General features: G+C 57.3%; 21 protein-coding genes. 12 read left to right on the forward strand and 9 right to left on the reverse strand.

Annotation, left to right across the window (positions count from 1 at the left end):
• Positions 1–21 precede the first annotated feature (21 nt).
• Positions 22–1,110 (forward strand): AI-2E family transporter, encoded by a 1,089-nt coding sequence (locus tag ACX3M4_RS24950; protein ID WP_459355674.1) that lies wholly within the window; start codon positions 22–24, stop codon positions 1,108–1,110.
• A gap of 180 nt (positions 1,111–1,290) precedes the next feature.
• Here the strand turns inward: ACX3M4_RS24950 and ACX3M4_RS24955 are convergent, their stop codons facing one another.
• Positions 1,291–1,593, reverse strand: a complete 303-nt coding sequence (locus tag ACX3M4_RS24955) for a hypothetical protein (protein WP_459355675.1) — start codon at positions 1,591–1,593, stop codon at positions 1,291–1,293.
• A 177-nt stretch (positions 1,594–1,770) separates the two neighbouring features.
• Between ACX3M4_RS24955 and ACX3M4_RS24960 the strand changes: the two genes are divergently transcribed.
• Entirely contained in the window at positions 1,771–2,139 is a 369-nt protein-coding gene (locus ACX3M4_RS24960) for a response regulator (RefSeq protein ID WP_459355676.1), read from the forward strand.
• Between the two features lie 36 nt (positions 2,140–2,175).
• Here ACX3M4_RS24960 and ACX3M4_RS24965 read toward each other — a convergent pair whose 3' ends face one another.
• Positions 2,176–2,922, reverse strand: coding sequence for a Crp/Fnr family transcriptional regulator (locus ACX3M4_RS24965; RefSeq protein ID WP_459355677.1), 747 nt, complete (start codon positions 2,920–2,922; stop codon positions 2,176–2,178).
• Between the two features lie 462 nt (positions 2,923–3,384).
• Here ACX3M4_RS24965 and ACX3M4_RS24970 point away from each other — a divergent pair, with 462 nt between their 5' ends.
• The gene (locus tag ACX3M4_RS24970) at positions 3,385–3,852 is read left to right on the forward strand and encodes an ABZJ_00895 family protein (RefSeq protein ID WP_459355678.1); all 468 of its coding nucleotides are present in this window, start codon (positions 3,385–3,387) and stop codon (positions 3,850–3,852) included.
• Between the two features lie 260 nt (positions 3,853–4,112).
• On the opposite strand, the gene ACX3M4_RS24975 is transcribed toward ACX3M4_RS24970, so the two are convergent.
• Complete coding sequence (locus tag ACX3M4_RS24975; RefSeq protein WP_459355679.1) at positions 4,113–4,346, reverse strand: hypothetical protein; 234 nt, start codon at positions 4,344–4,346, stop codon at positions 4,113–4,115.
• 304 nt (positions 4,347–4,650) lie between these two features.
• Here ACX3M4_RS24975 and ACX3M4_RS24980 point away from each other — a divergent pair, with 304 nt between their 5' ends.
• The 3 genes from ACX3M4_RS24980 (at position 4,651) to ACX3M4_RS24990 (ending at position 9,216) form a co-directional block, all read left to right on the forward strand.
• Positions 4,651–6,003: a lipopolysaccharide biosynthesis protein gene (locus ACX3M4_RS24980; protein WP_459355680.1), complete on the forward strand. Its 1,353-nt coding sequence runs from the start codon at positions 4,651–4,653 to the stop codon at positions 6,001–6,003.
• A 32-nt stretch (positions 6,004–6,035) separates the two neighbouring features.
• On the forward strand, positions 6,036–8,144 hold the full coding sequence (locus tag ACX3M4_RS24985; protein WP_459355681.1) for a hypothetical protein: 2,109 nt from the start codon (positions 6,036–6,038) through the stop codon (positions 8,142–8,144).
• A 67-nt stretch (positions 8,145–8,211) separates the two neighbouring features.
• Positions 8,212–9,216: a glycosyltransferase family 2 protein gene (locus tag ACX3M4_RS24990; protein ID WP_459355682.1), complete on the forward strand. Its 1,005-nt coding sequence runs from the start codon at positions 8,212–8,214 to the stop codon at positions 9,214–9,216.
• A 33-nt stretch (positions 9,217–9,249) separates the two neighbouring features.
• On the opposite strand, the gene ACX3M4_RS24995 is transcribed toward ACX3M4_RS24990, so the two are convergent.
• The 5 genes from ACX3M4_RS24995 to ACX3M4_RS25015 all read right to left on the reverse strand — a co-directional run bounded on the left by ACX3M4_RS24995 (position 9,250) and on the right by ACX3M4_RS25015 (position 15,977).
• Complete coding sequence (locus ACX3M4_RS24995) at positions 9,250–10,587, reverse strand: ABC transporter ATP-binding protein (protein ID WP_459355683.1); 1,338 nt, start codon at positions 10,585–10,587, stop codon at positions 9,250–9,252.
• The gene (locus tag ACX3M4_RS25000; protein ID WP_459355684.1) at positions 10,587–11,894 is read right to left on the reverse strand and encodes an ABC transporter ATP-binding protein; all 1,308 of its coding nucleotides are present in this window, start codon (positions 11,892–11,894) and stop codon (positions 10,587–10,589) included. The genes ACX3M4_RS24995 and ACX3M4_RS25000 overlap by 1 nt, the downstream gene beginning before the upstream one ends.
• Positions 11,884–12,693 carry an ABC transporter permease gene (locus ACX3M4_RS25005; protein ID WP_459355685.1) on the reverse strand — a complete coding sequence of 270 codons (810 nt, stop codon included), beginning with the start codon at positions 12,691–12,693 and terminating at the stop codon, positions 11,884–11,886. The genes ACX3M4_RS25000 and ACX3M4_RS25005 overlap by 11 nt, the downstream gene beginning before the upstream one ends.
• A gap of 128 nt (positions 12,694–12,821) precedes the next feature.
• A complete protein-coding gene (locus ACX3M4_RS25010; RefSeq protein ID WP_459355686.1) occupies positions 12,822–14,522 on the reverse strand; it encodes a glycosyltransferase in 1,701 nt (566 codons plus the stop codon).
• 372 nt (positions 14,523–14,894) lie between these two features.
• Entirely contained in the window at positions 14,895–15,977 is a 1,083-nt protein-coding gene (locus ACX3M4_RS25015) for a hypothetical protein (protein WP_459355687.1), read from the reverse strand.
• Between the two features lie 270 nt (positions 15,978–16,247).
• On the opposite strand from ACX3M4_RS25015, the gene ACX3M4_RS25020 reads away from it, so the two are divergent.
• The 3 genes from ACX3M4_RS25020 to ACX3M4_RS25030 all read left to right on the forward strand — a co-directional run bounded on the left by ACX3M4_RS25020 (position 16,248) and on the right by ACX3M4_RS25030 (position 19,453).
• Positions 16,248–17,234 (forward strand): fatty acid desaturase, encoded by a 987-nt coding sequence (locus ACX3M4_RS25020; protein ID WP_459355688.1) that lies wholly within the window; start codon positions 16,248–16,250, stop codon positions 17,232–17,234.
• 4 nt (positions 17,235–17,238) lie between these two features.
• A complete protein-coding gene (locus ACX3M4_RS25025; protein ID WP_459355689.1) occupies positions 17,239–18,483 on the forward strand; it encodes an LptF/LptG family permease in 1,245 nt (414 codons plus the stop codon).
• Positions 18,484–18,664: 181 nt separating this feature from the next.
• The gene (locus ACX3M4_RS25030) at positions 18,665–19,453 is read left to right on the forward strand and encodes a sterol desaturase family protein (RefSeq protein WP_459355690.1); all 789 of its coding nucleotides are present in this window, start codon (positions 18,665–18,667) and stop codon (positions 19,451–19,453) included.
• Between the two features lie 133 nt (positions 19,454–19,586).
• On the opposite strand, the gene ACX3M4_RS25035 is transcribed toward ACX3M4_RS25030, so the two are convergent.
• Positions 19,587–20,462: an SDR family NAD(P)-dependent oxidoreductase gene (locus ACX3M4_RS25035; protein ID WP_459355691.1), complete on the reverse strand. Its 876-nt coding sequence runs from the start codon at positions 20,460–20,462 to the stop codon at positions 19,587–19,589.
• 268 nt (positions 20,463–20,730) lie between these two features.
• Between ACX3M4_RS25035 and ACX3M4_RS25040 the strand changes: the two genes are divergently transcribed.
• From ACX3M4_RS25040 to ACX3M4_RS25050, 3 genes are read left to right on the forward strand one after another with little or no spacing between them, the layout of a single operon-like run.
• Positions 20,731–21,882, forward strand: a complete 1,152-nt coding sequence (locus ACX3M4_RS25040; protein WP_459355692.1) for a hypothetical protein — start codon at positions 20,731–20,733, stop codon at positions 21,880–21,882.
• A gap of 23 nt (positions 21,883–21,905) precedes the next feature.
• Positions 21,906–22,229 carry an acyl carrier protein gene (locus tag ACX3M4_RS25045; protein WP_459355693.1) on the forward strand — a complete coding sequence of 108 codons (324 nt, stop codon included), beginning with the start codon at positions 21,906–21,908 and terminating at the stop codon, positions 22,227–22,229.
• Entirely contained in the window at positions 22,219–23,430 is a 1,212-nt protein-coding gene (locus ACX3M4_RS25050) for a beta-ketoacyl-[acyl-carrier-protein] synthase family protein (protein WP_459355694.1), read from the forward strand. The genes ACX3M4_RS25045 and ACX3M4_RS25050 overlap by 11 nt, the downstream gene beginning before the upstream one ends.
• The last annotated feature ends 4 nt before the right edge of the window (positions 23,431–23,434 follow it).

Below are 23,434 nucleotides of genomic sequence, written 5' to 3' on the forward strand. Positions count from 1 at the left end.
CTTTAACGCCCGGAGTTGGTCATGACAGCGCAGCCCGAAACACCCCCCGGTCCCGTGGTTCCGACCACGCTCCCTATGCCGCAGCCCCAGGCGATTACGCTCGACCCGGTGCTGCGGATGGCTGTCCTGCTGCTTTGCGCCATCGTTGTGATCGCAGCGCTCGATATCGCCCAGGTGGTCTTCGCGCCCGTCTGCCTGTCCATCGTAGTCGGTATGATCTTCGGGCCGCCATCGGAACGGCTGGGGCGGATCGGCGTACCCTCGTGGTTGTCTGCAGGGGTGATGGTACTCCTCTTCGTCGGCTTTATCCTGACGGCGGGGGCAGCATTTGTTGTGCCGCTGTCGGACTGGCTGGACCGCTTGCCGCTGATCTGGGCACGGCTGCAGGCGCAGCTCGTGAGCTGGCAGGGTTTTTTCTCATCAGTTGCCAGCCTTCAGGAAGACCTGCGCAATGCCATGGGGCAGAAGGGCACCATGCAGGTGAGCGTTGAAGACAATTCCGCCGTTGAAAGCGTGTTCTATTTCGCACCGGCCTTCATGGCCCAGGTGGTCCTGTTCCTTGCGAGCCTCTATTTCTTCCTGCTAACCCGTCCTTACTTGCGCCTTTCCGCTATGCGGCTAGCCGAGGACCGCGAGAGCCGGCGTTGCATCGCCACCGCGTTCCGGACCATCGAGGCGCGGCTGTCCACCTATCTGGTTTCGATCAGTCTGATCAATCTGGGATTGGGCGTTGCCGTGGCGCTTGCCATGTGGCTTCTGGGGGTGCCGTCGCCGTTGCTTTGGGGCATGCTTGCGGGGCTGCTCAATTATGTCGTCTATCTCGGTCCGGCGATCATGGTGCTGGTCATGACCGCCATCGGACTTGCGACCGGTTATACGGCCCTGGAGATCCTGACACCGCCGCTTGCCTATCTCGCCATCAACCTCATCGAGGCACAGTTCGTGACCCCGACCGTGCTCGGCCGGACGATGACGCTCAACCCCTTTGTCGTTTTTCTGGCAATTGCCTTCTGGATCTGGCTCTGGGGTCCCGTCGGTGGCTTCGTCGCCGTTCCGCTGCTGCTGGTCGCCTACACCATAGTCGAGATCCTGAACAAGCCGGCCGAGTGAGTAATGCACACGATGGCACGCCCAGAAATGCCGCTTGCGTGTTGTTGCCGTGGAGCGTCTCGTGCCATCATCTTCTCGTCCTGACAGCGCGGAGAATGACAAAACAAAAGCCGCCCGGGTGAGGCGGCTTTTACTGGGGAACAATCATGATTTCTCTTTTCACGGCACCTTTGAGCGTCCCTATTCGGCGCGAAGGGCAAGCATTCCAGGGGTAATCGGCCACCCCGTGCAAGTCGTGACGCCGTCGCCGGAGACGCAACGCATCGGCCGGCTATTGACGTCGGCGAGATCCACCTTCAGGTCACCCTTGGTCGACTGCTCCGGCATGTCGCTGGCCGGGGCAGCTGCGACCGGTTCCACCGGCTCGGCGTCAGCAGCATTGCCGCTCAGAAGTTCAGTGGTGGCAAGGGTCGCCGCCAGGATAACCGCGGCTGCGATAGCCGGAGTTCCGGCGGTCAGAATGCGTTTGTTTCGGCTCAGCATATCAGTACCTCCGCCAAGTAAACGCCCGGGTTAAGAAAAGGTTTCACCTCCGCCGGGACCGGATGGAAATATCTGAAGGAAAATGAAAATTCCGGCGCGCGGATAACTTATGTTAATGCGGTCCGGCGTTCTTCATGTCATGGTGCGGCAGACACCCGAATGTCGGCGAGCACCCTCATGACAACCGAAAGCACCGCTGCTGCGCCAGCTTCGCGCGGTCCCGCCCTCGTGGTCGAGGACAATCCGATCATCGCACTGGATACACAGGCGATGCTGGAGGAGCTCGGGTTCTCGCCCGTGGAAACCCTGGGCAATCTGACCGGCGGCCTTGAGACACTGGCTGCCCGGCTGTTCAGTTTCGTGATCCTGGATTTCCGTCTCGGCGACGAGACCAGCCTGGAATTCGCCCGCCAGCTTCTGGCGCGCGGGACAAATTTCGCGTTTGCCAGCGGTTACAGCGACCTTGAAACCCTGCGGGATCAGTTTCAGGGGCGGGCGGTCCTCAGCAAGCCCTACACAAAGGAGCAGATCGGTGCTCTGATTTGAGCAACCTTCTGCTCTTCACATGATCGTTGACCTTGTTCAGATCAACGGCCGCTGCTGGCTGTCGTCACGCTCATAAGACGCAATCTTGACAAGCGCATCCCTGTCCAGGATCTGGATCCTGTCCTTCGCCCATTTGATCAGCTGCCGGTCCTGAAGCTTCTTCAACGTGCGGCTGGTATGTACTGTGGTGATCCCGAGCGTATCTGAGAGGTGGTTCTGGGAAAACGGGGCGTCGAGGGTCAGGTTGCCGGCATAGCCGACTGACTCTGCCCGATCGTAGAGATGAAGCAGGAGAGCGGCCAGCCGCTCCACCGCCGTCCGTCGTCCAAGGCTGAGCAGATGTCCGTCGAGCATCTGTTCCTCGCGCGAGGCCATCCAGGTCATGGAATAGGCGAGCGACGGATACTCCTTGAAGACCGACCAGACCTTGTCCCTTTGGAAGACGCACAGCTTGGTGTCGGTCAGGGCTGTCACCGTGTGCTGCATTTCGTTGAGGATCGCAAGCTGAAGGCCGACAAGATCGCCGGGCAGGGCAAAATTCAACACCTGGCGGCGACCGTCCGGCAATGTCTTGTGCCGGAAGGCCCAGCCTTCGAGGATCGTGTAAAGGTGCGGACTCTTGTTCTGCTCCAGAACGATTGTGGCGCCTGCCTCGACCGTCAGCTCGCCGGTCTTGAAAGTCGCAACAAAATCCAGCTCCCGCTCTTCGAGGGAACGAAACACCTTTTTCTGCCGCAGAGGACAGGCGTGGCATTTGGTCTGAAAGGTCGGAGTATCCGGCATGTACAGGCCTCATCTGACGGAATATGCGCTTGCTCCCCCAGCGTCCGGGGCGGCAAGCGCAGAGCTAAACGGCCCGCAAGGCGATCGTCTCCCGCAAGTCCATCGCAAGAAACGCCCTTTGGCGCGGTGGGACCTTGCGGCGTGATCCCGCTGGGGAACGCAGCATAGCGGAATTTGTTCCGTAAAGTGCCAGCGGCGGATGGTTTCGCGCCTGCGCGACGGTGAAGCCTGTTTGACCAGAATAGGCTGGTTTCAGTAGCAACGCACCGAGAGATCTCCACTGGATGCTCACATATCTCAAAAAAATACATTTCCGGAAATTACAACTTAAGATTTGACTGGCTAAGACCTATCGCGCAGCCGTGAGACGTTTCGCGTTGAAAATGCCTGTTTGCGGATGTGCGTGTTTGGGTGCGGTTGCACTCAGGCGCGATGATCTTGTTGGAGCATTTGAGGGATTTCATGCAGCAAAGTGTTGGACTGGTCAGATTTGCGGTTGTTTTCACCGTCTCATTGTTTGCGATGGCAATCGTCACGACCCTTCTGGAGTATTTCACCGGTATCAATGTGAGCGGCACGATAAACCAGATTATTGCAGTATACGCAGCCGCAAGCGACGCCGGGCAACGGTTTTACAAGACCTATGAAATCGTTCCCGACAGTGGATTTGCCTGGAGTGCGGCATTTCAGATGACACTTGTCGAAGTTGCGATTTCCCTGGTTCTGGGAGGGTTGTTCCTATTGCTTCTCCTCTCGCAAGGCGAGCTTCCTGATCGCATTGGGTCAATGATGATCTTCATCGCGACACTTATGCTTTTCGTGTTCGCGATTTCGCTGGTCGCAAAACGTTTCGTGTTCAGGAGCAGTGCACGGCAGGCCGAGAAAGCACACCTGAAACAACAGGCAAAGAGCAGTGCCGTTTTCGAGTGAGGCTGGAGCCGAAGCAAAAGAAGGCTGAACGGTACGGCCGCCCATTGAGCAATCAGTTGGCGGTCGTGCCAATCGGCCGTCATCCGCTTTGAACTCCCAGAGGGGCAGGACTTGAGCGTTTAATGCGCCTCGGGTGGATGTTCCGATTGCGGGCCTGATGCTGCCGGCAAAGCTGCTGCACCAGGCTGATCAGATGCGTCCGGTGACTTTGTTGTTTTCGAGCTAGTGAGGGCTGCGGGCAGATTGCCGGCAGCGCTGGGTTACGACGACGCGAATTTGACCGTCACGCCGCGTTGGCGAAAATAGGCCTGCAGCAGCTTGCGGCCAGACCGGTTGTTTTGCACGAGCCTGGCCGGTTCCAGAACAACCTCTTTCAAGCCCTCACGCTTCAACGCCGCCTTGAGTGCTGCGATATGCAGGTCGATATCCGCATTGTCCGCCTGGAGAGATTCATAAACGCGGGTCGTTGCTTCTGCTACGGTCAGTTCGCTCAATGGTTCATTCCCGATAATGTTTTGCTGGCGCTTACCACATTTTCAGACCTGACACCAAAGAGAGTTGAAAAGACATGTGTCGGGAAATCGTTGAACACGTCGAAAGCGTGAAGACTGGTCCTTCAGACCCCGCGACGATCAGAATCCAGGACCTGAGGCGTCGACAGAGACGTCACACGGCAAATCCAGTCACGCGACACTGGTAGAAAAATTGCGGCAATTCCTTCACAGTCGCAGGGAAATGGGGAATTAAGATCACCTGCAAATTTTTTAGTTTGGCCCTGAGCCAGCCGGAGCATCCTGTTTGCGCGCTTTCAAATTCTTAGGCAGCACTTTCAGCAAGAGAGTTGGACTATCCACCCTGGCGAGCGGCGCCGCTTCAGTTCTTGATTTTTTGTCGTTTCTGCTTGTTGCCCGCATTTTGAACGCTGAAGAACTGGGCATTTTTCTTGTTTCACTCATGATCGGCGCGGGGCTGGTGCGGATCGGTACACTCAACCTGGCAAATGTAGCCCTGCGCGCGGCCACACGAGCGATCGAGCAGGGGAATGCCAGGGATCTGAAGTTCATCCTGGATTTCGGGGCTGCTTGCGACGGGGGGCTGCTTGTTCTCGCGCTGATAGCTGGGGCAATATCAGCCCATTTTCTCGTGTCGGGCGAGAACCTGATCCTGTTCGCTATGGTCGTTATGACCGTGCTTATAAATCCTGTGAAGCCGCAGCTTCTTTCGACCGCCGTGCCGAGGGCGTTCGGCCACCATGTGGCGCTGTACCTGCTGGTTCTTCTGGGTGCCACGCTGAAGACTGCACTGCTTTACGCTGCCTGGTCGCTCGAAGCCGGTTATTCCGGCGTTCTTTTCTCATTCTTCGTTTGGCAGATTGTCCCTGCTGCCGGAGGACTTCTGCTGACGGTCCGGGAAAGCGGCAGACGGGGTGCCCTTTCGCAAGGGCGATCGTCTTTCAAGGCATTCAAGGAAAGCCACCCGGAGTTTATCCCGCTCATGCGCTCCGGCGGCCTCACGGGTCTGCCTCAGCTGGCATTCGACTTCGCAACGCCAATTGTCGGGTTCATCGGTAGCATCGGGACCGCCGGCCTGTTCGGCCTGGCGGTCAAAATCAGTCAGGCAGTCAGGATTTATGCCGAACCCCTCACGTACACACTTTACGCCAAGCAGTGCCGTGCCGTCGAACACGGTCAACTGAGAAGCCTTGCGCGTCAGACGACGCTTTGGGCGGCAGGGCTGGCTGGAATAACGGCTTTGGTGTCCCTGACCTTCAAGATCGGCGACGTAACGTTCATCGGGCTCGCCTTCGGCACCGACTACATCGCGGCGATCCCGGCGGTTCAATGGTGCCTGATTGCCGCCATTCCGACGACGGCGGCGATGCCGCTGCAGTTCGGCCTTTTTGCCCTGGGGCGTGCCAATCGTGTGTTGCAGGCCGAGGCGATGGGGGCACTTACATTCCTGGTGTTATTGATGGCAATGGCTGGGCGGGCGGAAACGGCCGCGGTTGCCTTGGCCGCAAGCCGGCTCGTCGCCTCGATGGCGAGCTGGGCCTTCTTCCGGCACTACACCAGTTTTGCCCGGCAGGCTCCCGGCACAAGACGTGCCGATGGTCCAGCGAACACGGCTCGAAAGGGCGGGCAGGAACTTTGACCAGGTTTTGGCGATCCCAACGACAATCCGAGTTGATTGTGTTTTCCGGCCTCGGCCTGTTGCATCTGGGCTATGTCTTCTTCGTATCGGTCCCCTTGATCCATGCGGATGAAGCAGGGCACCTGCTGAAGGCCGCTGCGTTGGCTGGCTACAGCACCCATGGTCCCACCCCTTATGGGATCGGGATTCCAATTCTCAGCGCGCCGCTGTTCCTGATTTTCGACCAACCGGAAACCATTTTCCGGCTGGTACTCATCATGAATGCAGCGCTGGCAACATTGACCGCCTGGCTTGTCTATCGCTTTCTCGTCGGCTGGAGACATGAAGGCCAGCGCTGGCCGGCGGCACTGCTGGCCGCCCTCGCGGCCTCCTTCTATCCCGCAAGCTTCGCCTATACGACCTCAGCCCAGGCGGAAGTGCTCTTTGCTTCGGTCATGGCGGGCTTGATGCTGGCAAACTTTCGACTTGCGACATCGAACGGTCAGGGCTGGGGCGCGCTTCTGATTTCGGCTGCTTTGACCGGTGTGATTGCGCTCGTCCATTTGCGCGGCGCTCCAACGGCGGTACTTTCAGCCGCGTTTGCTGTGTTCATGCTTCTACGGGCAAGACGGCCGGGAGCTCTGTTCGTCTGGTTTGCCATCGCGGCCAGCATCGCAAGCGCAGGCTGGTGGCTGGCGAACGAGATCGAGGACCGTCTCACGCTTGCTTCCTTGTCGGAAACCGCAGGGTACAGCAGTGACAGCTATCATCTGTTGTCGAAGTTGCAGATGTTTTTGAGCCCGGAGGCGTTTCTGTCTGCCCTCGGCCGGTTGGTGATGTCCGGTGCGGGGCAACTGAGTTACCTGGTAGCGGCGACGCTTGGCCTGCTGGTCGTTGGCGTGTGGGCGATGGCGTCGCGTGCGCGGATTGAACCTCATGTTCCGGTGCAGGCGTTCTGCATATTCGGCCTCGTTCTGTTGGCCGCAAATCTCGGCATGTCCGCGTTCTCCCTCGCTGAGGCAACAAGGGTCGATCACGTAATCTATGGCCGCTACAATGAGGCTGTACTGCCGGTGTTTCTGGCAATCGGACTGCTGGAAATCAACTGGTCCGGCGCCCGCACCGCCCTCATTTCATTTGCTGCCTCGATGACCGTGCTGGTCTTGATACTGACCGCGATTTCCGACGGTCAGCTCACGCAAACCAACCTGCACAACATCATGAGCTTGAATTGGTCGATGGAGCCGTTCTCCGGCCTTGGTTTCGTCTTCCTGGTGAAGGCGGGATGTGCGGCCGCGATCATACTTCTTTCTGCCCGCCACACGATCGGGGGCACCGTCCTGGTTGCCGCGTTTTTCGCAATGCAGTCCTACTTCCTGGCGGTGAGTTTCCTGAACCCGTCATCCTTTGGCCGGGACTCTCAACGGCGGATCGCTGAATACATGAAGACCAACGTCGAACCCGGAACCTGCGTAACACAGCACCTGACGTCCGATATGTCGCCGTGGTCCCACTGGAACACCAAATTCTTCCTCTTCAAGTATCAGTTGATGGAGGAACGAGACATTCAGCCGGATCGCCTGTGCAGCGAGTGGGTCATCAGCGCCGATCCCGATTTCCAGGATGAGCACCCCGGCGCAGTCTTGGTTCATCGCGAACGATTGCACTCACAGCGTTTGTGGTACTTGGGCGAAAGTTCTGAAGCTCTCAATTTTCCGAACGAACTGACAGGCGGAGCCCGCATCAGTTTCGGCAATGCCCGGGGTGCCGATTTTCTCGTGTCCGGTTGGGGCGAGATCGAGCGGTGGGGTGTTTGGATGGTTGGTCCGCAGAGCCTGCTCGAATTCAGGATACCGGAAAATTCCGATGGGGAATGCAGCCTGAGGCTTCGCGGGGAGTGGTTTCTGAAAGGGCAGCGTACAGAGGGACGTGTCTCGGTCCGGTTGGGCGAAGGACCGATCCGCACGTTTGAGGGCCGTTTGCCGGACAACCTTTTCAACTGGCTGCTGGCTATCGACCCGCACGAGGTGAATGAGCGCCGCCTGGTGCTGGAAATAAATGCTGAAAACCCGCAATCCATGCAGGAACTGGGCCTTGGAGACGACACGCGCCGTCTGAGTATCGGCTTGACGGATCTCGTTTTCGAGGGCTGCAGAAATTGATTTAAAATGGCGGTCTGGGGTGCCGGCAGCGGGTAAGACTTCAAACGGAAGCGAACACGGGGGCTCAATGACCAAATTAGTGATCCAGATCCCATGTCATAACGAAGAAGAAGTTCTCAAGGCCACCTTGGACGAAATCCCCAAGACCGTCGCGGGATTTGATGACGTCGAGATTCTGGTCGTTGACGACGGGTCAACGGACGCAACGGTGGAAATTGCCCGGAACTACGGCGGCATTCATATTGTATCGCTGCCCTATCACATGGGCCTGGCCAAGGCCTTTACGGTCGGCATTGAAACCGCGCTGAGGATGGGGGCGGATGTCATCCTCAACACGGACGCAGACAATCAGTATTGCACCGGTTCCATTCCCGATCTGGTTCAGCCGATCCTCGACGGCAAGGCGCAGATGGTGATCGGGGCGCGGCCGGTCAGAACCGATAGGCACATGTCGCCCGTCAAGCGCGTGCTGCAGGTGTTCGGCAGCTGGGTGGTCCGCCAGGCAAGCGGTACGGACATTGCCGATGCGCCCAGCGGATTTCGGGCAATCCACCGGGATGCCGCCCTCCGGCTGTTCGTCTATTCGAACTACACATATACGCTCGAAACGATCATCCAGGCCGGCCGCAAGAACATTCCGGTGATCTCCGTGCCCGTCAATGTCAATCCTCCCACCCGGCCCTCCAGGTTGGTTCGCAGCAATCTCAACTATGTTTGGAGGTCGCTGACGACGATCTTGCGGATCCTGCTTTTGTACAAACCTCTCAGATCTTTCCTTGCGCTGTCAGCCCTGCTGGGTGTGACGGCCGGTCTGATCTGGCTGAGATTTATGTATTTCTACTTCAATGGTGACGGAAGCGGCCATGTGCAGTCGTTGCTGGCCGGAGTTGCTCTTGCGGTGATCGCCGCACTCTCACTGACGGTCGGCATCGTATGCGACATCATTGCCGCCAATCGCCTGCTGCTCGAGGATATTCGATACCGTCTGCTCAAACAGGAACTTGGAGATACCGGCCGCAAGGAACAATCCGGCCTCCCGGCGGGGCAGATCAGCAACAAAACCGTCTCGTGACAAGGTTATGCCACAACCGGCTCACTTGGGCATCTATCCCGCTTGCTCGGCTTCTTCGATGGTCCGGATTTCGAAGTGACGAAACCCGATTTCCCCGCCGCGGACTTCCGAGTTGGTGACCGTCAGGATCAAGGCATCTTCCAACCAATCAAGGTGGCTATGCTCTTGTTGTGTTCCTTCGATCAAGGACGGCGAGAGACCGAACGAGCCTGACGGTAGGTAGGGGAACTGAAACCTCAGTTTCGCGGTGACTTTTTCGCCCGGCCTCAGGCTGACTGGTTTCTTCCTGTATGTCTCGAAGGTGTTGTCGCCGAAAAGATTTTGCCCGCGTCCGTTTCGGAAAATGAAACCGAAGATGGGCTGCGCCACATCCCGTTCCGCCTGTGCTTCAATATGCAACGTAACACGTTGACCACCGTGCAGCTCCCGGGCAGGCAAACCCTCGTCGACTGAAAAGTAGCAATTGGTAATCACGCAGCCGCCATGACCATGGCGCAACGCATCGGGATTGAAGTCTCCGACCTGAATGTGATTTTGCGTGCCCCAATAGGGATCAATATCTGGCCCCGGAGTGGTGACCTGCGCCTCGTTCTCCCGCATCGCAGCCGGTTCCCCTTCGGCATCCGCGGCATTGGTCTGCGGGTTTTCGGCTGAGGGGCCGGTGAACAGGCTCAAGATCGTATCGACCGGGCCGTCGGCGACCTTCCGCCCCTTTTCCAGCAAGACCGCCCGGTCGCATACCGAACTCACCAGCTTGGTGTCGTGAGAGACAAAGAGAACGGTGCCCGATTTCCTGAAGTCATCGAGGAAGCGGCGGCATTTCTTCTGAAAAAGAGCGTCTCCGACGCTGAGAACCTCGTCGACCAGCATGATGTCCGCATCAACGTTGGCACAGACCGCAAAGGCCAGGCGGATGAACATCCCGCTGGAATACTCCCGGACAGGCCGGTCGAAATAGTCTCCGATGTCGGCAAAGTCCTCGATCCGGTGCATGCGGGCCTGAACCATCGAGCCTTTGAGCCCATAGGCAATTCCGCTCAGCAGCGCATTCTCCCGACCGGTAAAATCCGGATTGAAACCGGCACCAAGTTCCAGCATGGCGACGATCCGGCCATTCACTGAAACAGAACCTGCCGTCGGCCGCGTGGTGCCGCAAATCAGTTGCAAGAGAGTGGATTTTCCCGATCCGTTGAGGCCGACGATGCCGACGGATTCTCCGCGTGCTATTTCCAGATTGAAATCGCGCAGGGCCCACAGCGCGCCAACCCGCCCGTCTCGGATGACTGTGTTCCACAAGCGCTGCGCAGGTCCCGACGCGGTGTCATAGGCCTTGCCAAGCCCGGAGATCTCGATGGCTAAATTCTCAGGCATCAAGACCCGTCCGATCGGCAGATGGTCACGTCGTCCATGACGATATTGGCAAGTCCGTCTGAAATATGCCGGGACAAAATCGAAAACTCTACCGCAGCCTCGCGGTAATCGATCCAAGTGCCAGGGTCGTCTTCCCGGCCAATCGCGATGTCGAAGGCGTAGTCGCCGGACGGGAGCAAAGGCAAGGGAAAATCGAACTCGAAGCCAAAGGTGCGGCGATCCGCATCGGCGGACTGCTGCCGGACAAGATCCAGGGTATCGCGGGCACAGACGGTTTGACCGTAAGTGTCCTTGAGCAAGACGGCGACAAAGACATCGGAGAGATTGATTTCCCCGGTGTGAACCGCCAGCCGCAACCGTTCTCCACCCTCGAAAACGAGAGCCTCGGCAGCTTGCCGTGATTTCAGCTCCACGGAGGCAATCAAATTTCCCCCGACGCCATCGGCAGGCGGTGCCCGATCGTAAAAGTCGGGCTCGGACACTGCGGCAGGGTGTTCCTTGCTTTTGCGCGAGCCAGCCCGTTTGGGTTCAGTATCCAAAACGTCGCCACGGACCCTGAAGGTTTCGCCTTCGGTGCTGAGTTTCGAGATCGTTCGCTGATACGCACGGAAGACCGATTTCGTCGAACCCTCCCGCACTTTCCTGCCGTCTTCGATAAGAATGGCCCGATTGCACAGCGAGAGCACCGCCGGTTCATTGTGCGACACGAAGAAGACAATGCCGTTTCTGGAAAACTCCAGAAGACGCCGGGTCGCCCGCTGCCGGAAGCGAAAATCGCCGACGCCGAAAAGTTCGTCGACGATCACGATATCAGCGTCAACATGCAAGCACACCGAAAACGCCAGTTTGGCCAGCATGCCGCTTGAATATTCGCGGGTGGGCCGGTCCATGAACCCGTTGAGGCCTGCAAAGTCGCTGATGGCATCGATGCGCCCGGCGATCTGTCTGGCGCTCAATCCGTAAAGCGATGCGCCAAGCTCCACATTCTCCCAACCGGTGAAGTCCGGGTTGAACCCGGCCCCGAGTTCCAGAAGCGCGGTGACACGGCCATTGACCGTCAACTCACCGGAGTCCGGCGTCAAAATGCCGGCAAGGATCTGCAGCAGGGTCGATTTTCCGGCGCCGTTCCGACCGACGATCCCGATGAAGTCGCCCGCGGAGGCATCGAGATCAAAGTCTCTCAGCGCCCAGTGCTGTTTGCGCGCTTCGCGGCCGGTCACCAGTCCGCTCAGCGCGCCGATACCGGTATCAAAGAGATTGTATCGCTTCTGCAGTCCCCGTGCCTGCACCGATACTTCACAGGACATCGGCAAACCCCCGCCGCGCCTTGTCGAAGAACCAATAACCTGCAAAGAACACGATCAGCGCGGCGCACCAGTAACCCGCATAGGCCGAGAACGTCATGCCCTGTTCGAAGAACAGGATGCCGCGGGAGGATTCGATCACGAACGTCAGAGGATTGAAGCCGTAAATCCAGCGTATGCTCTGCGGAACCTGCTCCACCGAATAGAATATGGGGCTCACGAACATCAGCGCGGGCGCGAAAGCGATCAAGGCATGTCCGGCGTCCCTCACGAATGTTCCGAGGGCGGAAATGAACCAGGCCAATCCCGTTGAAAGGATGAGAAAGGGCAAAACGATGAAAGGCAGTTGCAGCGCTGCCAATGGAACCGTGCCGGTGACGAGCGTGACGAAAACCACGATCAGCGCAAAGCCGACCAGCAGTTTGGCGGCAGCCGCCCCGACCAGCACCCAGTCCAGCAACTCGATCGGAAATACGATTTTCGTGACATAGGTTTTGTTCGTCCGGATGTAATCGGGCGCACGCAGCAGAACCTCCATGAAAAAGCCGAACACGATCAACCCTGTCAGGTAGATCAGCGGTACTTCCAGAGGCTTGGGATCACCGATTTTCCAGGCCGAATCCAGAATGGTTCCAAAAACGAACGTGTAGATGGCAACCATGGCAAGCGGGCTGATGACGATCCAGGCCAGCCCCAGCATGCTGCCGCGAACGGTGGCTTGAAGATCCCGCACCAGCAGGCGGGCAAACAGATCCCAATTGGTGACTATGGTCGTTAGCGGATGGAAAATGCGTCTGATCACGAGAGAACGTCTTTGGTTCGCGGCGACATTCGAGTTTTGCACCTCTTGCACTCGTGATTTCCTGGTCCGGATGACGCACCGGCAAGAATGCCGGGACTGCGTTCCTTTCAGGCCTTCCCTGTTTTCGGTTACAGCAGCCCGAGTTCATTCAGGCGAAGGCAGTATCGCTCTCCGGCAATCCTGGCGCTATGGTGCGTCAGGATTTGCTCGCGCGCGGCGCGTCCCAGTTGCTCCACGAAATCGCGGTCCTGCGTCAATTTCTGCATGTATTCGGCTGCATGATCCACGTCCGGATCAGCCCATTGCTGACCTTCGCCGAAATGATATTCGTGCGGCAAGACGTCGATCAACTTGTAATCGACCAGACAGGAATTGTGCGGCTTGGTGAAATCGAGATTGCCGGAAAACCCGGTCACAATCGTCGGCTTGCCGAGCAGCATCGCCTCCGCAGGGCCGCGGCCGAACCCTTCGCCGCGGTGGAGCGAAACATAAGCGTCGCATTTCGAGACCAGGCCCATCAGGGTCGAGCGCGAAAGCGTTCTGGAGATGAAATGGATCCGGCTGTCGCCGCTGGTCGCCTCCATCAGCCGGTGCCAGTTGGGCACCAGCGGATCGAGGTTCATCACCTTGACGACGAGACCCACCTGTTCGTCTCCCCTGGGAAAGGCACGCTTGAATGCCTCGATGGTCGCAAAGGGGTTCTTCCGGTGCACCGAGGAGGTCACATCGAAGGAGAAAAAGAACAGGAAGGCGTCGTCCGGCAGACCGAAATCGCTGCGTTTGACGGGTGCAACGTCGTCAATCGTCACCGCGAGCGGCATGAGCCGGACGGGCTTGTCTGTATAGGGGCGCAAGGCGTTGTAAGTGAAGGTGGTGGAGACCCAGAACTCGTCGAGAAGGTCCAGGTAATTCATCCATGCCTTTGGCCATTTCGGCAATTCCCAGGGCGCATAGCCGATGTTGTAGCGCCGGTCATAGTTTGCGATCCCAATATTGAGGATCGCGCTATGCGCCTCGTTCACCGCCATCGGGAACAGGTTTGTCAGATACCTGCACTCGTTGCTGATCCACTGCTTTGCGGATTTGTCCTGCTGCCGGGTGAAGAGACCACGATCGAAATTCACCACTCCGACAGGCGCATTATGGAGCGCCAGAGCCCGCGCCGCGGTTCGTGTGTCCTCGCCGAGCCCCAGCTCACCGAAGGCATACCCGATGATGTTGACGCCTTTTTCCGGCAATCCGCTATCCATGGACCGGCACTCGGAAACTTCCAGGTCCTCGACCGCAGATAAGTTAAGCAGCGGGTGGATACGGCCCGGAGCCGCCGCAGGCGCCGGAATGAGCTCTTCGGTCCGCAACACGCGTGCAAAGTTCGGCAGGCGTTTTGCGACCGCAACCAGAAAATCGCGTGAGTGCAGCCCAATCGTCAGCCCGAGTTTTTCCGTGCGCCGGACGATCGGGCCGTTCCATCTCCAAAGTGCGCCCACCATTTTGACAAGCAGAAGCGGTTGGAAATGCACGATCAGGTTTTTGGCGAGGTCGCCGTAGTTGCGCGGATGCTCCTTTGGAGCGCCGGCGCAATCGGCCAGCCAGTGCACCAGGTCAAGCTCGATGGCGCCATGCGTTGCATACCAGGTCCGGAGCTTTTGCCGTCCCTTTTTTGTCGTGAGATCGTATCGCTTCTTGAGATCGGGCCGCTGTGTCCAGACGAGATACATCAACTGAGTGACGGGTGGCTCACCGGGTTCCAGACTGATTTTTGAATAGGGTTTGTGAAGAGAGCTTCGGTCTTTGATGACCGCGCCTTCGAGTTTTACTATTGCGTCCATTTCAGACCTGATCGCGCTTGCTGAGGTCAATGGCGCTAAAGCAGGACTGGGACAAAGGTGTCCCGGCTTCGGAGAGCCGGTCCCCTGGATCGCGCGGTTCGCGTTGACCAATTCGTCCTGAACCACATTCTTGATCCAAGTATTTCTTTTTGTGACTGGCCAGGTCCATCGCAAACCTTTGCGTAATTAATTCAGAAAAGTCTGTAAAAGCATCAGCATGCCGATCGAGACGACAAAGAGCACACACGGTTTCACATCACGTGACCCTAATATCGCATTTGGCATACAACAACACGCGAGGTTTCTTCAACTGAAATCCAAACCGTGCAGAAGCATAAGATTTTCTGCATCGATTACGCTGTATATGCCTTTCTACCAGACCTTCCAGAAGTGACGTGCCACGACATCATTGTTGTGGTTGCTGCGATTGACGCCGCTGCTCAACGTCTCGGACCGGAAGTCCGGCTTGATGAGGTTCTTGAGCCATACGGCAACAAACGCGATGACCGTCATGGCGCTTTCCAGCGTGAAAGGCCTGAAGGAACCGCATACGATCCTGGGGATGCCCCGCTCGGCGAGACGGGCGGAAATGACCATGTCATCGACGAACGCTGCTTCGTCCGGCAGATCCGAATAGGCTGCAAGCTTGGCGATATCGAAAAAGCGCGGCCGCACCCCGTATCCCTGATAGCCGGTGACCATATCCACTTTCTGAAAATCACCGACATGCCTTATCTCCTGCCGATGCTCACTCAGTACACGCAGGACGGTTTTGTGACCGGTGACGAAATTCGTCAGGGACAGCCTGACCTGAGGCGTCCCCTTGTTTTTCAGCACCATCCCGTGGCCGCAAACCGCACAATCCGGATGGGCGTCCATACTGGCGCTGGCGGCTCCGACCAGTCCTACCGGCATGATCATGTCGTCGTCGATAACCAGGACTTTCTGGTCGGCATCCTTTTCGGCATATCTCTGGAGGGTGCTCACATATTTGGTGGCGGGCCCCAGATCCTCACACCGGTGAACAGCGATCGGGCTGTCAATCAGCCATTGCGGCACCGAGTACTTTGTGCCGAGGCGTTTCATCTCGTAGGGAATATTGATTTCCACCGCCTGCGGTGCGGGATCCTGCGCCAACACCGAGGCCAGCACATTTTTGATGGTGGTGCCCTGCAGGCGGTTGGGCGTCGTTGTCAAGGACACCACCACCGGCACACGCTCCGATTTGGAATATCGGGCAAGGGCCGACTTCCAGGATGTCAATGGATTGCAACTTAGCGAATAAACCACGGAGACGAACAACACGAAGGTCAGGACAGCAACGGCAGCTGCGCTCGCGATCAAAAAAACCGCTACGGTCATGTCCTCGTTTCCTATGAATTGCCCCGCTCTAGTGGTTCGATTCTGACATTTGCATCCCCCTGCTGCTAGCGCTGGAGCAAATGTCAGAATCATAAGAACCACTAGATAAATAAATGATTCTAGTGGAGCTGTTGAATTTGACATTTGAGCATCAGCCTAGCCGCGAGCGGGACTCAAATGTCAAATTCGCTCCACTAGCGGGAAATGACAAGATTTGCAGCATCCTGACAAGACCAATCGAGGTCCCGCTCCGATGCCATCGACGGCATTGCACGACCGTAGCTCGTTTGAACACACATCAATTACTGCTATGTACACGTCGTTGAAATTCGCGCCAACCGGCGTTGCAACGGGGGTTGAAGCGTGCCGCTAGACTTCAGCTACGATCATGAACACAACGTTCATATCAAGCGAGCTCGAGAGATTAAGGCCAAATACCCGGAAGTCCGGGCGCTGATGGGCACCAATCCGGTTACGGTCGTGTGGTCCGTAGCTCTGGTTTTTCTGCAGTTGGGCGTCAGCTATGCGGTCACAAACGTGTCCTGGCTCTGGGTGTTTGTGCTCGCCTATTTGCTTGGTGCCTTTGTCAACCATGCGCTTTACGTGATCATGCATGAGTGCACCCACAACCTGGTTGTCCGAAATCCGACCTACAACAAGATCCTGGGAATATTCGGCGACTTTGCCTTGCTGGTTCCCAGCGCGATGGCATTTCGCAAGTACCACCTGATGCATCACCAGTATCTCGGCCAATATGACATGGATCCGGATGTCGTAAGCCGCGCAGAAGGCAAACTGGTAGGCAATTCGGCGATACGGAAATTCATCTGGGTGTTCCTCCTGGGCGTTTCCCAGGCGCTGAGACCGCTCAAGATCAAGAATGTGCAAATGGTCGATCGCTGGCTCGTCGCGAATATCGTCATCGTGCTGGGCGTCGACCTCCTGCTCTTTGCCTTCATGGGGCCAAAAGCGCTGGCCTATCTCGGCCTGTCGACGCTTTTCGCGCTTGGCCTTCATCCCGTCGGAGGGCGCTGGATCCAGGAGCATTATACCGACGGAGACGGGCAGGAAACGCACTCCTACTACGGGCCGCTGAACAGGCTCTGCTTCAACATGGGCTATCACAACGAGCACCACGATTTCGCGAGCATCCCCTGGAACAACCTGCCCAAGCTGAAAAGGCTTGCGCCGGACTATTATGACGGCCTGAAGTCCTACCGGTCGTGGACGGCGGTGCTGTTCCGGTTCATTTTCGACAGGTCGATGTCTACCTTCAGCCGGATCGTCCATCTGCCCCGAGACCGTCCGGCGGCCGGGCAGGGGTCTTCGCCCAACTCGAAGCAAGGGTAACACCTTGGCCGCCGATCTCTCAAAGGAGCAGTCCGGGCACTCCCGCACAGACCTGCGAAGGCTCTGGAACCGATGGGGGATGTTGCCGGGCGCATTGGTTCGGCTTGAGACACGCTTCGTCACAGCGTTGTATCTTCAGCGCGCAACCATCCTGGCTTTGGTTACGATCTCCATCGTCGTTGCCCTGGATATATCCGCAAACATCGACAACGTGATTGACGCGAAGCCGAACAGTTCGCAGTCCGGCAACTTTTTTCACCTCGTCTACTATGCGCTTCTGCGCGTGAGCTTCGTCTCGCCGTCAGTTCTGCTCTTTGCAGGCGTGTGGGGGATTGTGTGGGCAGAGTATTCTCTCGCGACCTCGCGCGAGCGCCTCATGTTGTTCAATTGCGGCAAATCCTATGTCCCCTCGCTGGTTCCGGCACTGCTGGTGGGAAGTCTGGTCGGTATCCTGCATTTCACCGTTGCCGGATTTGTGAAGCCGGCGACCATCGAACTGGAATCCGCCAGCACCCATCGGTCCTACGGACTGAAGTTCGACCGGCCTGCTCAAAGCAAGACCGAATGGATTTCAGTCGGAAATTTTATCATCAAGACACGCGTCGAAATCACGGACGATGCGCATCTGAACGAGGTGTATGTCTTTAATTTCGGGCAAAATCACAAGCTTCATCGCATCATCCGGGCGGACCAGGCGCGCGCTGGTTCGCAGCCCGATCGCTGGCTGTTTCTTGACGGTGCCGTAACCGATTTTCCGACGGTCAGAACAGAAAGTCGGCCAAGGCCCAAAATGGATGAAACCCGGTTTGAAACGCTCGAGATCGATCTGCCGCTCAGCCCGCTATGGCTGGAGAATTTCGGGGTGTTGCCGATACTTTTGCCGCAGCCGCTGCTGCATGCGCTCATCGGGCAGGGAGAGAGCGTTCCCAATCTCTACAAATACGAAATGGCCGCCTACGAGCGTTACGCAAGCATCTTGTACTGCATGGCGATGGCGCTCTTGACCGCCCATCTGGCTATGACCCGGTTCAAGTCCGACATGATGCCGTATCGGGCCCTGGCGGTGGCGGCAGTGGGGTTTGCGGCGTATTTCTTTTTCAGCATCTCGTTGATGCTTGGCCATCACGGCTACATCCCCGTCTTGATCGCAGCCTGGAGCCTTCCGTTGATTGCCGCTGTCTGCGGCATCGTCGCGGTCTATGCCTACGTGACCAAGCCTGCTCCTGCCATCGATCAGCTCAAGCTGTAATTGCGTCAGAGAGGCGGGACGGCCGGCAGAGAAGGCTTTGAGGGAAGCGCCGCCTGTTTCCGGCCTTCTGGTCAATTGTTTCGATCAAGGCTCTGCTATAAAACTCTGCCTCATAAACCCGGGGCCGGTCTTCGCGGTTGTATGAAACGCCCGATTTCTCCTGCCGTTTGGAAAACACCAGATGCTAAGTGACAAGGCCTGGTCCAAAAAATATCGCCAGCGTCAATACGGAACAATGTGGGAGCTGGTTGGGGCGATCTGCGGCCACTATGCTGTCAAGATGTATCTGGCGGTCAGTCTTGCCGGCCTGATCGTCTTTGCGGCAATGGGTGGAAACGTCATCGCGCTGCCGGTCGCCGTTCTTCTGACGGTAATTTTCTACCCGCTCGTCGAATATGTCCTGCACCGCTATGTGCTCCATTCGAACCTCTTTTACCGGAGTGCGATTACCGCCCCGGTTTGGCGCCGGCTGCATTACGATCACCACATGGACCCGAACAACCTGTCGGTCCTGTTTGCCTCTCCCCTGACCTCGGCCCCGCTTCTGGTGCTCCTGGCCGCAATACCAGCTGCAATTCTGCATCTTGAAGGTCTGTTTCCGGCAATGCTGACAACCAATTTCCTGATGTTCACCTACTATGAATTCATGCATGCCAGCGCACATCTGAAACTGGATTTCCAGAACAGCTGGATCGCCAGTCACAAACAAAGTCACCTGCGACACCATTTCATCTGCGAAACACAAAACTACGGGATTGGCACCCGTTTGATGGACAGGGTTGCGGGCACGGCCGACAAGTCGTCGCAGCACTCGACGACAGTCCGAAACCTTGGCTATGACGACGAGGTTGCCGAGGTCTATCCTTGGGTGCGTGACGGCTATGAACGCGATCACGGTTTGGCGCAGCGCAGCACCGGCAACGATCCTGCCGACCGGCAAAAGGCGCAGAGCGCCACGCCGCACCCTTAAGCCGTGCGAGGATGGCTGTGGTTGCGATTATCCGCGCATGGCGCCGTCATTGCATCTCGACAGCCGGTCTCCCTGAAGCCATCGTCGCCCAGAACCTGCGGGCAGGGTTGAAGCGCCGAACTGCGCTACCACGCTATCGGTTTCCAGGCCCGGCATTCTTCGCCACCGACTGCAGCAGCAAGTCGGACAGTCCTGTTGGCAGGATTTTCTCCAGTCCGATCAGGTATCTGAGCTGCCAGGGAAAAATGGAGTGTGCGTTCCCTTTCCCGACATCGCGCGCGATCCGCCTGGCGGCTTTCTCGGCAGGCCAGCACCATGGCCTGGCAAGATCGAGGGAGCGGCTCATCGGAGTGTCGACAAAGCCGGGCAAAACGCACGTCACGCCCACGCCATGCGGTTTGAGCAGGCGCCGGATCGCATCGGCATAAATGCTCAGCGCTGCCTTTGAAGCACAGTAGACGGGCGATTGCGGCAATCCGATTTCCGCCGATATGGAACTGACGATGACAATGTGCCCCTGCTTTCTCCGCGTCATACGGGGTATCAGCGGAATAACCGTGTTCATGGTTCCGGTCGTGTTGATCTCGACAATGCGCCGTGCCAATTCCGCGGTTTCACCATGCTCTGCCACGACAACATCAACGCCGCCGATGCCCGCATTTGCGATGAGAAGGTCGATCGGTTTTTCTGCGTCAGCCTGGGTGAGCCAGGCATCCACGGCAGGCGCGTCGGTTATATCGATCTTTCTGGCGGAGACTTCTGCCCCAAGGTCCCGGCAAACCTTGGAGATCTCCTTGAGCCGTTCGTCATCGCGGCCGGACAACAGAAGAGAGCAACCGTTTTTTGCATAGTGCCTTGCGATTTCCCAGCCCAATCCACTCGTGGCACCCGTGATTGCAACATGCATAAAACGCTCCTTGTTCTGATTTTTACGGCTGAAATCCGCTGCTGATCGAAGAAAACGCATACCGGTTTGGCCGAACCCGCTATTGGAAAGAAACAACGCCAAGGGTGGAGGGTATCGAAGACACAAGAAACGGCGGAAGAAATTACATCGAGCCCAAGCGTTTCTGAAACAGCCACTTCCGCCGATATAAGTACTTGCCTGCAAGGTAAATTCAAATACAACGAGCCTTGGTGATCGCGCCGAGATCAGCCTTGGCGTCAGAAATGTATCGTGCCGAGTTGATTTTCATTGCAAAGCATCATCGTGACGACAGCCCAGAGTTCGTCTTTTTGACTCGCAATTCCTCCGCTGAAACAGGTCGCGCAATCTGATGGTCATTGAAGTTTCAAAGGTCAGCTCAAGATCCGGGCTGCAGACATTCATGTCCGTGCCGACACAGTTGTATCGCGACTTCGACACCTATTTTCCTCCGCTTGAACTGGAGATGCGGAAAATCCTCGATCCGCGCAAGGCCCCCTTCTTCAAACATGGCGAAGCTCAGTTTTGGCTGGCGCACAAGGATGGCAAACTGGTTGGCCGGATCTCAGCACAAATCGACAGGATCCAACCGCCTTCCGCGTATGGAAATGCCGGATTGTTCGGTTGCCTCGATGTGGTAGACGACCTTGAAGTGACCCGGGCTCTCCTCCAGGCGGCCGAGGAATGGCTTCTTGCGAAGGGCGTCGAGCGCGTTGTCGGTCCGATTACCCTGAACATGAACGAAATGGCGGGGCTGCTGGTGGACGGGCATGATCTGGAACCCATGATAATGGTTCCGTGGCATCCGCCTTACATCAAGCACCATTTCGACGAGTTGCCCTACCAGCAATGCAGGGACCTACATTACTGGCGCCTGGACTGGTTGCAGGAAAAGGAAGCCGACTACGCAACGCGGCCAAGACTTCCCCGGCTGCCCCGGGACGTCCGGGTCAGGAAACTTGATTTCAAAAATTTTGCTCGAGACCTGGAAATCGTTCGCACGCTCTACAATTCAGCATGGAAGGACAACTGGGGTTTCGTTCCGCTGCAACCGGAAGACCTGGAAGGCCTCGGTACCGATCTGAAGCCGTTTCTGGAAGAAGAAATGGGGGTTATCGTCGAGAAGGCGGACATGCCCGTCGCCATGGCGGTCGTAATTCCCAACCTTGCAGAAATTACTGCCGATCTTGGGCCGAACCCGACGATAATTGGCTGGATCAAACTGGTCTATCGATCCTTCTTCCATAAATTCCGGTCGGGCAGGATCATTCTGTTCGGAATCAGTCCCGAAATTCGTCATTCCGTCGGGGGCGCGATCGTCGCCATGTCGATGGTCGAGCAAATCATCGAGCGTCTTCTGAAATTCAATCGTCAAAGCGGGGCAATCGAGGCGGGTTGGGTGCTCGATAACAACGAACCACTCCGAAACATATTGAAACAGCAGGGTTTTCAAATAGGCAGAACACTGCGATTGTACGACCGGTCTTTGACGCTTTCAAATTAGAAGTGAACCCAGGACACCCATGAATGAGTGAAGAAGCCGAACATCCGGTGACCGCGACGTGGCCGGTGTTGGAAACTCCCGATCGTCTCGAGCGTATTATTGATATTATCGCCGAGGACGGCGCCATCGATCGTGCTCTGATCACGCCGGATGCGACCCTGGAAACACTGGGTCTGGCTTCCATGGATGTGGTCATGATCCTCATGGGTGTCGAAGAAAAGCTGAACATCTACCTCCCGGTGGACAACGACCTTGCATCGGCAAGGAACATGTCGGAATTCGTTGCCGCAATCGACCGGGCGCTGGTTGCCGGAGAGCCTGCCGAATTTGACCAAAATGCGAAATAGGGTTGGCATCACCGGCATCGGTGCCGTCAGTGCTGCCGGTCTTGGAGTTGATACGCTCTGGAATACGGTGAAAGACGGTATTTCGCAGGTTGGGTCTTTGGATCTTCCGCAAGACAGTTCGGTGCGTGTCAAGATTGGTGCGACGCTCAAGGAGTTTGTGCCGGAAGACCATTTGTCGAAGGAAGAGCTCCAGCGGACAGACCGCTTCACCCATTTCGCACATGTTGCTGCCGCCGAAGCAATCCGCCAGTCCGGCATCTCGGCGGAAGTGTTGGCCGGGCCGAAATGTGCGGTGATTATCGGCACCGGTATCGGCGGCATCACGTCCACCGATGAATCCTATGTGAAATTTTTCGCCGGCGAACGGCGGCTGAATCCCTTGACGATACCGAAGGTCATGCCCAGCGCCGCTGCCTCGCATCTCAGTATCGTCAACAAGATTACCGGACCCTGTTTTGCGGTGTCGAGTGCCTGCTCCTCGGGCAGCCAGGCCATCGGAGTGGGCATGCAGATGGTCCGCCACGGGCTCGTCGACCGGGCCCTGGTCGGAGGCAGCGAAGCTCCGATCACCGAGGCTTCGATGAAGTCCTGGGAATTGATGCGGGTCCTCAGTCCGAACAAGTGCCGCCCCTTTTCGAGGGACCGGAACGGCCTTGTGCTCGGTGAGGGGGCGGGCGTCTTCCTGATCGAGTCGGAAGGTGCCTTGAAGGCCCGCGGAGCAGAGCCCCTGGCATGGCTCTCAGGGTATGGGACAAGCAGCGACGCCAGGGACATCATTCAGCCCGATGTCGATGGCGCGGCAAGCGCCATGCAATTGGCCCTGGAAGACGCTGAGATGGGACCGGGCGACATCGGATACATCAATGCGCACGGTACCGGGACAATCCTGAACGACATCAACGAAACCTCTGCGATCCGGAAAGTCTTTGGCGACCGGGCCGCGTCGATCCCCGTATCTTCGATCAAGCAGGTCATTGGCCACACACTTGGTGCCTCGGGCGCTCTCGAATTCGTTGTAACGGTGAAATCGGTCCTTGAAAAACTCTGTCCACCCCACATCAACCTGACCGAGGCCGACCCCAGATGCGATTTGTATTTGCCGGCGGAGGGTGTTGAACTGGGGTCATTGAAGGCGGCCATGTGCAACTCATTTGCGTTTGGGGGTGTCAACTCAACCCTCATTGCAACCGGCATCAAATAGTCTT

The organism is Roseibium sp. M-1, from assembly GCF_054515675.1.